The sequence below is a fragment of the Marinilabilia salmonicolor JCM 21150 genome, from assembly GCF_000259075.1.
GTDB lineage: Bacteria > Bacteroidota > Bacteroidia > Bacteroidales > Marinilabiliaceae > Marinilabilia > Marinilabilia salmonicolor.
Genome location: NZ_AJKI01000001.1, coordinates 107,606 through 122,258, shown reverse-complemented (window position 1 = coordinate 122,258; position 14,653 = coordinate 107,606). Strand labels below are relative to the sequence as shown.

Here is a 14,653-nt window from a genome sequence, read left to right as displayed (position 1 = left end):
AGGGTTGAAAGTTGAGTTCTGAGTTTTGAGTTGGGTTTCAGAACATAAAAAAACGGAGCTCCAATACCAAAATGAAGCCCCGTTTTCTTTTCAAATCTCAACATCAAATAGCGGCACCGCCTCTTTCACCGGTACGAATGCGCACCACCTGTTCCAACGGGGTGACAAATATTTTCCCATCTCCCACTTCCCCATCAATACCGTTGTGCGAACGTGCTGCGGCAACAATGGCGTCAATGGTAGGATCTATAAATTCCTCATTAACCGCAATATCAATTCTGATTTTAGGAATCAAATTAGGTACAATTCTTTTACCACGATAAATCTCTTCTTTTCGCTGAGCACCATGACCCGAAACACGACTCACGGTAATACGTGTAATTCCTGATGCAATCAATGATTCCCTCACCTGGTCGAGTTGCGATTCTCGTATAATAGCTGTAATTAATTTCATAATCCGGATATTAATTAGGGTTCAACATTCCATAGCCTCTTTCTCCATGATAGGAAGGATCCAGTCCCTGCATTTCTTCTTCAGGTGTGGATTTGAGCCCTACGGTTTTTTGCACAATCCATAACAGTATTATGGTAACTACCAAAGCATATACAATGGCAATGCCCACAGCAGCAGCCTGTACAACAAACTGATCCCATGCTGTCCAGATTCCTCCAGCGAGTTCGGAAGCATTGGACATCCACTCGGGACGAATAAAAAATGCAAGCAATAAAGCTCCTACAATACCACCCACGCCATGAACACCAAAGGCATCCAAACTGTCATCGTAGCCCCATTTGTCCTTAAGAAGAATAGCAAAGTAGCAAATCAGAGAGGCCACAGCTCCAAGAATAAGAGCTCCTGAAGGTTGAACCACACCCGCAGCAGGAGTAACCGCAACCAAACCTGCTAAGATACCACTGGCAAACCCCAACGCGGTAGCTTTTCCCTGATGCGTCAACTCGATAACCATCCACATCAGTGCACCAGCAGCAGCAGCAACCTGTGTGGCAGTCAGTGCCTGGGCAGTTGTTAGTCCGCTAGACACACTGCTGCCGGCATTAAAACCAAACCAGCCAACCCAAAGCAAACCTGCTCCAATCAGGGTGATAACTAAATTATTCGGACGCATCTGACGTTGTGGATATCCCCGACGGGCACCTAAATAGAGCGCAGCGACTAAACCACTTACTCCGGCAGATATATGTACAACGGTACCTCCGGCAAAATCAATGGCCCCATCGGCTCCCAGATTATATAAAAATCCATCGGGCGCCCAAACCCAGTGACAGAGCGGATTGTAAACCAATAACCCCCAAAGAGTGATAAACAATAAATAACTTTTAAATTTTATACGTTCAGCCACGGCACCGGCAAGTAGTGCAGGAGTAATAATCGCAAATTTTCCCTGAAACATGGAAAAAACATATTCCGGAACTCCTTCCTCCATAATGGTATGATCAATACCTCTTAAGAACAAATAGTCAGGATTCCAGCCAATCCATCCTCCTAGTATATTCTCTCCAAAAGTCATACTGTAGCTGACAGCTACCCAAAGCACACTCATTACCCCCATGGCTGCAAAGCTGTGCATCATGGTTCCCAATACATTTTTGGATCTCACCAATCCCCCATAAAACATGGCTAGTCCGGGAATCATCAACAATACCAGGGCTGTGGAAGTAAGCATCCAGGCGGTAGCCCCGGTGTCAATCTCCGGTGTTTCTGCTCCCATGGCGGAAAAAATTCCAACACCCAGAAAGGCAGCCAACATCATCAATCGTTTTCTCATAGTTTAAATTTTAATGTCTGGTTAGTTAACTATTAAAAAAGTCCCGCAGGATTTTTTTTGACAAATATACATATTTAAAGAGGGTGTTTAAAACATTTTATAGTTTTTCTTGCATTACTCCCCCCATTTTTTAGAGGTCATTGTTTGTTTTATACAATAAAAGAAGGAATGACCCTAAAAAATAACGGCCCGTCAAATTTTAAACTCAGACAAAAACAGAGACAACCTGTTGTTACAAATCAACACCATCTAATATTGGTACAAATCACTGGTGTCCGCTTGAAAGCTTTACCATAGAAATATCAGCACCATAATTCCGAAAAATTCTGCATTTTTTATACCTTTGGCACTTCAGAAAAGGATTTGATATGTTCCAACTTGGACTTTTTACCACACATCTTCCATACATCCTAATCATTGCTTTTTCTGCCTGGGCATTTTTATTCAATTCTGCCGAAGGAGAAGACACTGAATCATTGTGCCATAGTTTTAAGGAACTTAGTACTATACCTTCCTCAGACGAACAATCATTTCTGATAAAAAACATTGACACAGTAGTCATTGAAAAAAGTCAACTCTGCCAAAAACATTGTTTAAAACAAACAGAAAGAAACACAATCATTCCGTTGTCTTTCAGTCTTGATAAAGAAATTCTAACGTCGTATTTCAACAGACTTTCCGGATTAATTCTTCCCGGTAATAATCCTGATCGGGCACCGCCAGGGCCATTACATTTCCAATTTGCTTAATTTCCCAATTTTCTGACATTAAAGCCTTCGTCATTAGTTAGTGCCAGCAAGAAAACCAAAGTTTTTCAGTCTTTATAGAATATAGGATGCACTTCTGATGGGCCCAGGCTTACCTGTCTCTTCGCTCTGTTTTCACATATTAGATAAGAAAGCTCCAAATACAAGGCTTTCGAAGTTTTTGAATCCAGGGAACTGACGAACGATCCAAGAGCAAAGGCAAAGCTTGTTTTGACTATGCCTTGCAAGGAGGAAAAAGACGAAGTCAGTTTAGTTTTCGTAAATAACTGATTCAAAAAGGAGATTAACGCAGCAGTTAGGGGTTTCTTGCAAAGACTAGTTATCGTGAGAATCGGTAATCCTGATGATATTGCTCATGTACATTAATTATTTGCACCACACGCAGTTCCGGTAAAACTGCTATTTTTTTAGCAAAACCGGATTGCCTGGTCCAATTAATCCCTTTCATTTCCTGAAACAAATAGTTCAGATAGAATAAAAGACTCTAAATGAAAAAAAAGACTACTCAATCCACCCTCCTATTCTTTATTGGTTTTTTGACATTGACATCAGCCCCGCTTAAAGGTCAAAACTCATACGACGACGAAAAAATGTTGGTTTCTTTGGACAGCCTTAATTTCCCTACTGTTCACCTCGGGGAAGTAGTAATTAAAAGCGCTCGGGAGCAACGACCGTTACAGGAGCTGCCCATCTCAACCAGTCTTATTCCGGTGGATCAGATAGAACAGGAACAGGTAACCGGGCTTACCGACCTGACCTCCCGGGTGCCAAACTTATATATGCCATCTTACGGCAGCAAACTCACCTCCCCCATCTATATCAGAGGCATCGGTTCTCGCATCAACAGTCCGGCCGTAGGACTTTACGTGGATAATGTACCTCAATTTGACAAATCCTCGTTCGACTTTGAATTTTACAATATTGAGCGTGTGGAGGTTCTCCGAGGGCCCCAAGGTACCATGTACGGACGTAATAACCTGGGAGGATTGATTCATGTTTACACCCAAAGTCCTGAAAAAACGCAAAATGTTACGGCTGAAACGGAGCTTGGCAATTACGGACGGTATAATTTCGGACTCACCATCAACCAACCGCTGGGAGAAAAAACCGATCTTCAGGTGGGCGGCCAATATCGCCATCAGGATGGTTATTTTGAAAACATCTATAATGGGAAAATGGCCGACAAAATGGATGTTTTCAACGCTCGTGCGCGGCTGATCCATCGCTGGAACAACCATTTTAAAAGCGACCTGATTGTATCTACAGAAGAGAGTAAGCAAAATGGTTATCCATACGGAATTATTGATCCTTCGACCAACCAACTTCAACCGGTTAATTACAATGAAACAAGCGGCTATGACCGAAATCTGACAACGGCAGGACTTGTAAACAACTGGACAAAAAATGATCTTTCCATTAAGGCAACCACAAGCGCACAATTCATTAATAATGAACAAACTATAGATCAGGATTTTACCACAGATTCCCGCTATATTGTATCTCAACCACAAACCCAGTTAATCCTTTCACAAGAAGTCTCAGCCACCCTCGACAGGGATAATATGGAGACAATTTTTGGCATTTTCGGGTTTTACCAGTCTTTGGAAAAAGATGTTGATGTGGGAACAGGCCAGGATTACTCTACGCAGATACGAAAAGACTATGAGCACACCAATATGGGCCTTGCTCTTTTTGCACAAACGACAGTGAGTGACTTTCTCTTCAAAAGACTGTCCGTTACTCCTGGAGTCCGCATAGACTGGGAAAAAAACACACAGGATTACTACTACGATATGATTAGTGATGGACAACTGATACCGATGGACAGCACCGATTCAGACATGAAATTCTCTGAAATCCTCCCCCGGATCTCCATTGACTATCAGGTTTCTGACGCCTTTAACATTTATGGGTCTCTTACCAAAGGCTATAAAACAGGAGGTTTTAACAGTACTTTTGAACGTCCCCAGGATCAGACATTCGATGCCGAGCACAGCTGGAGCTATGAAGCGGGCCTGAAGTCGAAGTGGGTGCTCAATCTTTTAAGATTCAGCATAACCGGTTTTTACATCGATTGGAGGAACCAGCAGATTTACCAACCTGTGCCAACTGGAAGAGGAAGCATGCTCAAAAATGCCGGTCGCTCGGAAAGCAAAGGAATGGAAGCAGAGTTGACTATCAGGCCCAATAAAATTCTGGAAACAACGGTCAATACTGGTTACACGAAAGCTACTTTCCTGGAATATCAAAAAAATGACAGCACCGATCTTTCGGGAAATCACCTCCCGTATGCACCGCGTGTAACACTTTATGCAGGACAAAATATTCACATTCCAGTCAACAATAAATTCCTTGACAAAGCTCTGGTAAACATCAACTATCAGGGAACCGGAAAACTATACTGGGATGATGAGAACAGCGCTTCACAGGAATATTATGGGGTCTGGAATGCCTCAGTGACTTTCCGGAGAAAAAATGCAAGCCTCTCGTTCAGGTCACGGAATATATTTGATAAGAATTATCAGGTTTTCCGGTTTAGTGCACTGGGCAACAATTATGCTCAACGTGGAATTCCTGCTAACTTTAGCGCCCGGTTGAAAGTGATGTTTTAGAAGTTGGGGGTTGGAGAACAGAGGTTAGAGACTGGAAGTTGAAAAAAAGAGATGAGAAGTTGGTGATTTGGCTGGAAGCTGGTGGTTTGAGAAAATAAATTACCAAAAATGCTCCCTGCAATCAAACATAGGATATACAATTTTCAAAAAAAAAGATTGACAAACAATAAAACACAGTTCCCCTAAATCATGGGAGCACAAAACAAAAAAGCAGGTCATTCAATGAACCAATCATTTAAAAAATACGGAACCCTTCTGAGTCTATATCTGGCGCAATCTATCCCCATGAGTTTTTTCTCAACGGTAGTGCCGGTAATCATGAGGCAGGAAGATTACTCTCTGACTTCCATCGGGCTCATTCAGCTCATCAAGATACCCTGGATATTAAAATTTTTATGGGCTCCCATGGTGGATCACACCAGCCCTTCGAGAAAACATTACCGTCGTTGGATTCTGGGATCTGAGGTGTTTTATGCAATGGTAATTGTATTGATCAGCTTCTTCAACCTCTCCAGCGATTTCACAACCATCATAGTCCTTGTGGTCATTGCCTTTGTTGCATCAGGAACGCAGGACATTGCCACAGATGCCTTTGCCATTCTTACGCTTAAATCGGAAGAACGCAGTTATGGCAACAGCATGCAATCGGGAGGCAGCTTTTTGGGCACAACCATTGGCAGCGGTGTTTTGCTCATGGCCTATTATTACATTGGCTGGCAGGCATTACTCTTATTGCTGGCGTTTCTGGTTACCATGGCACTGATGCCGGTTACTTTTGCACGATTACCCCTGGAGCAAACCACCACAGAGCCCAAAAGACGACCAAAATGGGATGACGGATTCAGTTTTTTTAAGCAAAAGGGAAACTTACGCCACCTGCTTTTGTTGTTTGTATATTACTCAGGAATCATCGGCCTTTTATCCATGTTCAAACCTTTTATGGTAGATCAGGGATATACCGCCAAAGAAATCGGGATGATTTCCGGAATTTACGGAACAGCTGTGGGAGCAGTATTTTCCCTTGGCGGTGGATGGATCATACGAAGAGTAAAAAGGACAACAGCTCTGCAGATCATTCTGCTGGCCGGTTTTCTCTCTTCCCTCTTTTTTGTGTGGAAGATGCACGGGCAGGTTCCTCTGTGGGGCATTTATGTTGCCAGTTCCATGGTGTGGGGAACTTACGGCATGGCTTCAGTATTTATTTATACCGTTGCCATGGATAAGGTTCGAAAAGGACTCGAAGGAACAGATTTCACCATTCAGATTGTAATCACTCACCTGAGCAGTCTGTTTCTGACCATTGGCCTCAGCAAATTTGCAAACACATACGGCTATCACGGGATGTACATCCTGGAGGCACACATAGCCATCATTTTATTAATATTATCACGAACATTATTCAGGAAAGTAGTAGAAAAATGATAGACCAACAACTTTTAAACAAATACAACCAACCTTTACCCAGATATACCAGTTATCCGCCGGCCACCTTTTTTAAAGATGGATTTACGGCATCGGACTACATTAAAGCTGTTGAAGAATCAAATGAACATCAGCCCAAAGCAATTTCCCTTTATCTGCACATCCCGTTTTGCACGCAACTATGTTTTTATTGCGGTTGCACCACCCTCATATCACGCAACAACAATCTGTATGAGGATTACATCGATGCCATCATCAAAGAGATAGAGCTGATTGCCGGACACATTGATAAGTCACGCCAGGTCACTCAAATTCATTGGGGCGGTGGAACCCCCAATGCACTCTCAGCCGATCAGATTGAACGGATTATGAATGCCATCTATGGCAATTACACCATGGCATCCAACGCAGAAGTTGCCATCGAATGTAATCCGGCGTATCTCACCATTGAATACATCGACCGGCTGCTGAAAATGGGATTCAACCGTATGAGTCTGGGAATTCAGGATTTCGATAAAAAGATTCTGCTTGCTGTCAACCGGGAACCATCAGCCATGCCCGTTAAAGACATCATTCGGATACTTAGAAACCACGGAGTTTCGGTAAATCTCGACTTCATCTACGGACTCCCTTATCAAACACCAGAATCGTTCAATGAGTCCATAAAACAGGCCATAGATGCCCGTCCCGACAGAATTGTAACTTTTTCGTATGCACATGTCCCCTGGGTAAAAAACCATCAGAAAACACTGGAAAAAAATGGCATTCCGGGGCCGGATGAGAAAATGCAAATGTTTAATAATGCCAGAGAGACACTCCTGGACGCAGGGTATATAGCTATCGGGATGGATCATTACGCCCTCCCGGAAGACCCCCTGAGCGTCGCCATCAAAAGCAAAACGCTGCACCGGAACTTCCAGGGATATTGCACCCGCGACACCACCGGACAGGTCTATGCCTTCGGGATGTCGGCTATCAGTCAGCTGCACAATGCCTACGTACAAAACACCAAAAATGTACCTGCATATATCGAAGCCATAAAAAAAGGAGAAGCTCCCGTAGAAAAAGGTTATCGGATGGATGATACCGATATTGCGGTGCGTGAGGTTATCAACGAAATTATGTGCAACAACCGGTTGAACTGGGAAGAAGTGGCCCGACGCATTGATAAAACCCCAGAAGAGCTAAAAAGGCTGACCGATTTTGATGCAGAAAGACTTGTACCCCTGGATGAAGACGGATTGTTAACCTTTGACAAAAACGAAATAACTGTCACAAATACAGGCCGTTTTCTTATCCGAAACATTGCCGCTATTTTTGATCCTAAACTTAATGCAGGGGAAAAACGTTTCTCTAAGACGATTTGAGAAAGGAAGGGCCCCCTAATCCCCCCAAGGGAGACGTAAGGATGGGTGAACGTTGAAGGTTAGGAGCTGGATACTGAGAATTCATCTTAAACTCAACCTCAGTCTTAACCTTAACCTCAGCCTCAATCTTTATTAACACCCAGCCCCCACGTGGGGCCTAAAACATCATCGCATTCTATGAAGAAAGCAACTATCATTGGTGCAGGACTCACCGGACTTACCACGGCTTATTATCTTAAAAAGGCCGGATGGAAAGTTACCATTCTGGAAAAAGATCTCAGAACCGGTGGAGCCATTCACACCCATCGTGAAGAAGGTTTTGTCTTTGAAAGTGGACCAAATACCGGCATGATTTCTCATCCGGAAGTTGCCGAACTGTTCGAAGAACTGGGAGACCAGGCAGAGGTGGAACCGGCCAATGAAGAAGCCAAACGGCGCCTGATCTGGAAAGAAGGGCGCTGGCACGATCTCCCCTCCTGCATGAAAGCAGGTATTAAAACACCCCTTTTCTCCTGGAGAGATAAACTCAGGTTACTGACTGAGCCTTTCAGAAAACCAGGGAAAAATCCGGATGAGACACTTGCCGAAATGGTCAAACGAAGAATGGGTAAATCATTCCTGGAATATGCAGTTGACCCATTCATTCTGGGAATATATGCAGGCGACCCATCACAACTCGTGACACGTTACGCACTCCCCAAACTCTACAACCTGGAGCATAATTACGGAAGCTTTATTAAAGGAACTTTCAAGAAACATGCAGAACTTGCCAGAGAAAAGAAAAGCAATCCGGAATTATACAATTACCATAAAAAAGCCAACAAAAAAATGTTCTCCATGGCCGGAGGACTTGATAATCTGGTCAATGCAATCACAGAGAAGTTTGATAAGGAGGAAATTCTTTTGGGATGTAACAATCTTAGTGTTTGTCCTGCCAATAACGTCTTCACTGCTAAATTTGAGCACCAGGGCGAGACAAAACTAATGGAGAGTGATGCCCTGATTACAACTACTGGCGCACATGAAGTCCCCAACCTCCTGCCATTCCTGCGCGATGATGAGAAACAAAAAATCACCAACCTTGTTTACGCTAAAGTGGTACAGGTGGCCATCGGTTACAAAGAGTGGCGCGGCATTCCTCTGAAAGCTTTTGGAGGTCTTGTTCCCTCCCGCGAACATCGCGATATCCTGGGTGTACTTTTTCTTTCCGCCTTTCTGAAAAACAGAGCCCCCAAAGGCGGGGCACTGCTATCGATTTTTCTGGGAGGAGTAAGAAACCCCGATATGGTTAACCTCACGGATGAAGAGATAGAAAAACTGGTGTTTCCTGAACTGCAGAAAATGATGATGGTTCCGGATAAAAAACCTGAGCTCCTCCGGATTTTCCGCCACACACACGCCATCCCACAATATGGTGTTTCAACCGGAGAACGGATAAAGGCTGTGGAAGGTATTCAAAATCATTTTCCCGGCCTCCTGCTGGGAGGAAATCTTCGCGACGGCATTGGAATGGCCGACCGGATTAAACAAGGAGTGACCATGGCCAAAGAACTGGATGAGATTTTTGAAAAAAAAGCTTCTTCTCAAAATTCTGAGATACAACAAGATTAGCCTCACATTGAAAAATTGTCTGTTTTTTTTACCCAAAAGGTTTTGTGATTTCAATAAAACACCTAATTTTGCAACCGCTTTGACAGAGAAACACACGGTTTCACAAGCTGAATAAGCAAATACGATGTTCGACTGGAGAGATGGCAGAGTGGTCGAATGCGGCGGTCTTGAAAACCGTTGTACCGCGAGGTACCGGGGGTTCGAATCCCTCTCTCTCCGCTGAGAAGAAAAGCAAAAAGAAGTAAAAGCCTGTAAGTCAACACTTACAGGCTTTTTTTTTGGTGCACAACGGTGCATAAAAGGGCAGAAAAACGCAATTTTTTGGTGGACTTACGGAGGACTTTATAAACCGGAATTTTAGTCCACCAGAAATTGCTCCAAATTGCCCCCAATCGCCCTGTATTACTGCGATTCAGAAACTTCAAAAATGAGCTCATAACGATAGTTTTACATCAAAATTAACTATTAAATTAACTGTTATGAGTGGACTAAAAAACGTCAAAATCCTGTTCTTTATTAAAAGAACAAAACTGCTGAAAAATGGAGAAGCTCCAATTTTTGTAAGAATCACTATCAACAAAGAGCGCACAGAGTTTGCAGCCAAAAAGAGTTTAAAGCCCAAATACTGGAGCGACGTCCAGGAAAAGGTAAAAAGGACTGCTCCCAATGCGGAAGAGATCAATGAGGCTTTAAACAAAACCAAAAAGCGCCTCCTCTCTATTATTGACTATCTGTCCTACGAAGAAGAGCCCGTCACTCCCCGATTGGTTCAGGAAAGATTCTTAGGCAAAAAGGAACAAAGACGCACCATCCTGAAGATTTTTAAGGAACACAATGACAATGCCAAAAAACTGGTGGGCATAGACTTTGCACCGGGTACCGTGGAAAGATACGAAACAAGCTACAAGCATACCCGGGATTTTATTCGCTGGCGCTACAAACAAGAAGACCTGGCGCTGGATGATCTCAACCAACAATTTGTAAAGGATTATGAGCTTTATTTTAAAACGGAGCGCAACTGCGGACACAACTCCACCACCAAATATCTGAAAAACTTCAAAAAGATTGTCAGAATTGCCCTGGCAAATGGTTGGATGAAGAAGGATCCGTTTGCTACCATTAAATTCAAGTTAAACCAGGTGGATGCCGTTTACTTAACCGATGAAGAACTGGAAGCAATCCGCAAAAAAGAGTTACATATTGAGCGCATTGACCAGGTGCGCGATATTTTTCTTTTTTGTTGCTACACCGGACTGGCCTTTTCGGATGTAAAAACACTCAAACCGGAACATCTGGCAACAGACAAGGACGGTTTTCTGTGGATTCACAAGAAACGGCAAAAAACCAATCAAATGAGCACCATTTTTGTAATTGATGCGGCCCGCCGGTTGCTTGAAAAATATCAGAACAAACCGGAATTACAGGACAAAGACATATTACTGCCGGTATTGAGCAACCAAAAGATGAACAGCTACCTGAAAGAAATTGCAGACCTCTGCGGCATCGAAAAAGCAATTTCCACCCATACCGCCAGGCACACCTTTGCGACAACTGTGGCATTGGAAAATGATATGCCACTGGAAGTGGTCTCCAAAACGCTGGGCCACTCCAACATCAAAATGACGCAACGGTATGCCCGAACTACGGAAAATCTGATTAAAAAGAATATGCAAAAAATTGCGGGGAGGTATTGATGATTGACTTTTGAATATGAAAAAGCGCAAATCTCAGTTCAAAACCAAGAATTTGCGCTTTTTCATACCCTATTACTTGTTAAGATTCTCGAAGGTTAACTTCAAGAAGGTATTAGTGACCTATTAAAGATTCATCATTTGTCCTACAGCAAAATCACTCAAGTTTTTTCTTCCCTATTTGAAAAAACATTTTCAAAATTTTTGGTAAAAACCACTAATAATCATCTTCATGCCCTGATATGCATTTGGTACAATTTCATTCAAATTAAAAATTGCGTCATTCCCTTCCGTAACCAAAAGCCTAATTCGCCTTATTTCTCCTGAATGAACCCTTTGATTATCGAAAATAATTCTAACATACCCATGGTGAGTATGATGCCGCCGAATATCCATTATTGAGTTCCACGCGTTTCGCTCGTCCTCATTCAAGAAAAGGGTTTGAATTAAATTAAACTCCTCCTTACACTCATTTTTTCTCTCTGGATAATTACTTTTAAACCAACGGCAAAAATAAGTCCATATAAGATTGGCGTTATTCAAAAAAATAAGAAAACATTTTTCATATTGGACTTTATTTAGAGCAAAAGGCATTTCTCTATTAATGGCTTCAGAACTCAACCTAGCAGCTGCCACCATCTCATCTAAAATATCATCTTTGGAAATTAGATCATTCATATTGATCAATAAGTATTTACAAAACAATTTATTAAAACATACAGATATACTATTATCAAAACAAGAATGGTTAATTATTATTGCCTTCACAAAGTAACAGCACTTAACGAACTCAATTACAAAAAAAAGCTAAGATAGCATTAGCGGTTCCAATAAGCCTTATAATCAAAAATCTCTGAATATTCAATAAATTCAAGTGTATTCAGATAATACTGATGGTTGTTATTCTTTTCGGATAATTCTTCAAAAACTGATTTTAAATCATTTAATCGTTTTGTTCTCCAATAAAGAGGCCAGTTCAATGCATATTCTTTTCTAGGTTCTAAGAAATCGGTTTTAAATTGGTTACTGTAAGGAAGAAAAAAATTCCTATGATCGCTTTGTTCCAAATAAGAATTACACACTGAAACTCCTATGCAATTCTGTTTATTTTCTAATCTAGCGGCATCAACTATAGGCAAACCCAAAAAAACACGGTCATTTTCATTAAAAACTGCTTCTCCCATCGCAATAGCCCCTCTTAAAGGCAAGTCAATTTCAATACTTTTGCATACAATCTCTGCGCAAGTAGAAAGAAAAGGCTCCAGAGGCACAGGTCTAAATTGATGTCCATATACAGGATTATTTTGATATTTCTCAATAGTTTTTAATGATTGACCTTGGGCAATTTTCCAGGCAAGGTTGGCCCACACTATAATTGTATCGCTGGCATGTGCTGCTTTTATTTCATAATGTATAGCAGGCCGACCTCCTTTCGTGTGAAGTGGGCCACTAATATTCAATACTTCATGTAGTATTTTGTTCTTTTTTGAATTAGCATTTACAAATTGAACAATCTCATCATACCTTCTTGAAATCTCAGTGAGACCAAATTTTCGTAATCGATATTCAAAACCCAAAACATCAAATAAACCAACAATGTATCCGAAAGGTGCTTTTATATCACTCATAAATATATCATGAAGTTTATTTAAAAATAAAATTTTATACGACTCAAAAAAGCAGATAATATTACAACAAACTCAAATTTAAAAACTTTCGACGATTTTTCAGTTTTAATAAAAAACTCAAGACCCTGACCTCAACAAAAATATTTTGAAGGATAAAAAATTAGTTATCAGAAAAGGCTGGCAGAAACAAAAAAACGGGCTGCCAGCATTCTGACAAACCCGTTTTAACCTTAACCCTAACCCAGCAACAAAAATAGCAAAAAATGAATAAGACCAAAACAATGCGAAAAATTCAAACAAGTATTAAAGGTTTCCGGAAGACCTACCACTAATTCCAGGAGATTCCAGTAGAACTTGGAAAAATCAACTACACAATTTGACAATGAAGCCGAAAAGCTTGAATACGCGCAGAAAAAACATTTTATCGTGTTCTTTCTGCGCGAATTTAAGCCATTAACATTTCGTTGCAGGCTCGTTGCAGGCTCGTTGCACGGTTACTGTGTGTTCATTATCAATTATTTATATCTGTTCCCTCAATACTAATTTTTAATGCTTTGTTGCGGGCTTGTTGATGGCACGACCAACATTTTGTTGGTGGCTTGTTGCAGGTTTGTTGGTGGCATTTGCCTATTTTTTTGCTAATGGCACAATTCAAACCGAAATAACCAAATTAGGGGGTCAATATGGTCCGGAGAAAAGAAATTCCCAATAATTTGCAGGACTTTCATTGCCATCAACAAATCGTTGCAGGCTCGTTGCACGGTTACTGTGCGTTCATTATTAATTATTTACATCTGTTTTTCAACACTACTTTCTTAAGCTTTGTTGCAGGCTTGTTGATGGCTCCGTCAACATTTTATTGGTGGCTTGTGCAGGCTCGATGGTGGCATTTGTACCATTCTTGACAAGTAGCAGATCTCCAAACGAAATATTCAGCACCTTTTTAAACGAAATATCCACATTAGGGGGTCAATATGCTCCGGAGAAAAAAACCGGAAATAAGAATTCATTGTTTGCTGTTGGCAAATAATTCTCTTGCTTTTTTTACATCAATAATAATTTTTCGGCCATTTTGTATTACCGCATCCTTTAAAATACCATTTTTATATTTCTGAGCCGTAGCATGGGATACATTAAACATATCTCTGATACCACCTAACCCATATGCATATTCCACTACTTCTTCACTCTTCTCTTCTTTAAGCTTAAGCTCGCTTTGTTCTATTTCTTGTCTTATTACCTCCTTCAATTGACCAACTGTAAGCATAACGATAGGTGTATTATCTGTAATTTCCATATTGATGTTTTTTATTTAAATAATCCAAAATTGATTTGCTTATTAACTCATTTTCGAATAGCTATTAACTGTTTTAGGATCAAGAACCATCAAACATGAATAAAGCCAATGAAATCGGAATGATTCAAAAAGCGCAGACTGAACAGTTTATCGTATTACTTCTGCTCTTTTTCCGGGCCATCAACATTTCGTTGCTCGTTCGTTGTAGGTTTATTGCACGGTTACTGCACGTTCATTATTAATTACTTACAACTATTTTTCGACACCATTTTTTTAAGCTATGTTGCAGGCTTATTGATGGCACGATCAATATTTTGTTGGTGGCTCGTTGCACGCTTTCTGATGGATGATTGTTTCATAACTAAATCTCTTTTCCTACATTAATTGCATTTTCATCAACAATTAAACGTTCAGGATATTCGTCTTTTTATTCCCACTCATTGAACTTCCAACGCATAGATTCTATAAGAT

Annotated in this window: 12 protein-coding genes and 1 tRNA gene; 8 read left to right on the top strand and 5 right to left on the bottom strand. The window is 41.2% G+C overall.

Going from position 1 to position 14,653, the window contains the following annotated elements; genetic code table 11:
• Positions 1-103: 103 nt before the first annotated feature.
• Both W7W_RS0100455 and W7W_RS0100450 read right to left on the bottom strand, forming a co-directional pair.
• Positions 104-454: a P-II family nitrogen regulator gene (locus tag W7W_RS0100455; RefSeq protein ID WP_010661911.1), complete on the bottom strand. Its 351-nt coding sequence runs from the start codon at positions 452-454 to the stop codon at positions 104-106.
• 10 nt (positions 455-464) lie between these two features.
• Positions 465-1,787 (bottom strand): ammonium transporter, encoded by a 1,323-nt coding sequence (locus W7W_RS0100450; RefSeq protein ID WP_025006977.1) that lies wholly within the window; start codon positions 1,785-1,787, stop codon positions 465-467.
• Positions 1,788-2,155: 368 nt separating this feature from the next.
• Here W7W_RS0100450 and W7W_RS0100445 point away from each other — a divergent pair, with 368 nt between their 5' ends.
• The 7 genes from W7W_RS0100445 to W7W_RS0100410 all read left to right on the top strand — a co-directional run bounded on the left by W7W_RS0100445 (position 2,156) and on the right by W7W_RS0100410 (position 11,260).
• Positions 2,156-2,536 (top strand): hypothetical protein, encoded by a 381-nt coding sequence (locus W7W_RS0100445; protein WP_010661909.1) that lies wholly within the window; start codon positions 2,156-2,158, stop codon positions 2,534-2,536.
• Positions 2,537-3,042: 506 nt separating this feature from the next.
• Positions 3,043-5,166 (top strand): TonB-dependent receptor, encoded by a 2,124-nt coding sequence (locus W7W_RS0100440; protein WP_010661908.1) that lies wholly within the window; start codon positions 3,043-3,045, stop codon positions 5,164-5,166.
• A 222-nt stretch (positions 5,167-5,388) separates the two neighbouring features.
• The gene (locus W7W_RS0100435) at positions 5,389-6,588 is read left to right on the top strand and encodes an MFS transporter (protein ID WP_029510186.1); all 1,200 of its coding nucleotides are present in this window, start codon (positions 5,389-5,391) and stop codon (positions 6,586-6,588) included.
• Positions 6,585-7,955 carry an oxygen-independent coproporphyrinogen III oxidase gene (hemN, locus tag W7W_RS0100430; protein WP_010661906.1) on the top strand — a complete coding sequence of 457 codons (1,371 nt, stop codon included), beginning with the start codon at positions 6,585-6,587 and terminating at the stop codon, positions 7,953-7,955. The genes W7W_RS0100435 and hemN overlap by 4 nt, the downstream gene beginning before the upstream one ends.
• A gap of 177 nt (positions 7,956-8,132) precedes the next feature.
• Positions 8,133-9,566 (top strand): protoporphyrinogen oxidase, encoded by a 1,434-nt coding sequence (gene hemG, locus W7W_RS0100425; RefSeq protein ID WP_010661905.1) that lies wholly within the window; start codon positions 8,133-8,135, stop codon positions 9,564-9,566.
• Positions 9,567-9,700: 134 nt separating this feature from the next.
• Positions 9,701-9,785 (top strand) — tRNA-Ser (locus W7W_RS0100420).
• A gap of 260 nt (positions 9,786-10,045) precedes the next feature.
• Positions 10,046-11,260, top strand: a complete 1,215-nt coding sequence (locus tag W7W_RS0100410) for a site-specific integrase (RefSeq protein WP_010661904.1) — start codon at positions 10,046-10,048, stop codon at positions 11,258-11,260.
• A gap of 192 nt (positions 11,261-11,452) precedes the next feature.
• Here W7W_RS0100410 and W7W_RS0100405 read toward each other — a convergent pair whose 3' ends face one another.
• From W7W_RS0100405 to W7W_RS0100390, 3 genes are all read right to left on the bottom strand, one after another.
• Entirely contained in the window at positions 11,453-11,935 is a 483-nt protein-coding gene (locus W7W_RS0100405) for a hypothetical protein (protein ID WP_010661903.1), read from the bottom strand.
• A gap of 140 nt (positions 11,936-12,075) precedes the next feature.
• Positions 12,076-12,885, bottom strand: coding sequence for a hypothetical protein (locus W7W_RS0100400; RefSeq protein ID WP_010661902.1), 810 nt, complete (start codon positions 12,883-12,885; stop codon positions 12,076-12,078).
• A 1,006-nt stretch (positions 12,886-13,891) separates the two neighbouring features.
• Positions 13,892-14,182, bottom strand: coding sequence for a DUF3853 family protein (locus W7W_RS0100390; protein ID WP_010661901.1), 291 nt, complete (start codon positions 14,180-14,182; stop codon positions 13,892-13,894).
• A 95-nt stretch (positions 14,183-14,277) separates the two neighbouring features.
• Here W7W_RS0100390 and W7W_RS23385 point away from each other — a divergent pair, with 95 nt between their 5' ends.
• Positions 14,278-14,424 (top strand): hypothetical protein, encoded by a 147-nt coding sequence (locus W7W_RS23385; RefSeq protein WP_157202420.1) that lies wholly within the window; start codon positions 14,278-14,280, stop codon positions 14,422-14,424.
• Positions 14,425-14,653 lie beyond the last annotated feature (229 nt).

Coding starts and splice junctions, on each gene's coding strand:
- hemG (WP_010661905.1), top strand. CDS start 8,133: ATGAAGAAAGCAACTATCATTGGTGCAGGACTCACCGGACTTACCACG.
- W7W_RS0100455 (WP_010661911.1), bottom strand. CDS start 454: ATGAAATTAATTACAGCTATTATACGAGAATCGCAACTCGACCAGGTG.
- W7W_RS0100390 (WP_010661901.1), bottom strand. CDS start 14,182: ATGGAAATTACAGATAATACACCTATCGTTATGCTTACAGTTGGTCAA.
- W7W_RS0100410 (WP_010661904.1), top strand. CDS start 10,046: ATGAGTGGACTAAAAAACGTCAAAATCCTGTTCTTTATTAAAAGAACA.
- W7W_RS0100440 (WP_010661908.1), top strand. CDS start 3,043: ATGAAAAAAAAGACTACTCAATCCACCCTCCTATTCTTTATTGGTTTT.
- W7W_RS0100450 (WP_025006977.1), bottom strand. CDS start 1,787: ATGAGAAAACGATTGATGATGTTGGCTGCCTTTCTGGGTGTTGGAATT.
- W7W_RS0100400 (WP_010661902.1), bottom strand. CDS start 12,885: ATGAGTGATATAAAAGCACCTTTCGGATACATTGTTGGTTTATTTGAT.
- hemN (WP_010661906.1), top strand. CDS start 6,585: ATGATAGACCAACAACTTTTAAACAAATACAACCAACCTTTACCCAGA.
- W7W_RS0100435 (WP_029510186.1), top strand. CDS start 5,389: ATGAACCAATCATTTAAAAAATACGGAACCCTTCTGAGTCTATATCTG.
- W7W_RS0100445 (WP_010661909.1), top strand. CDS start 2,156: ATGTTCCAACTTGGACTTTTTACCACACATCTTCCATACATCCTAATC.
- W7W_RS23385 (WP_157202420.1), top strand. CDS start 14,278: ATGAATAAAGCCAATGAAATCGGAATGATTCAAAAAGCGCAGACTGAA.
- W7W_RS0100405 (WP_010661903.1), bottom strand. CDS start 11,935: ATGAATGATCTAATTTCCAAAGATGATATTTTAGATGAGATGGTGGCA.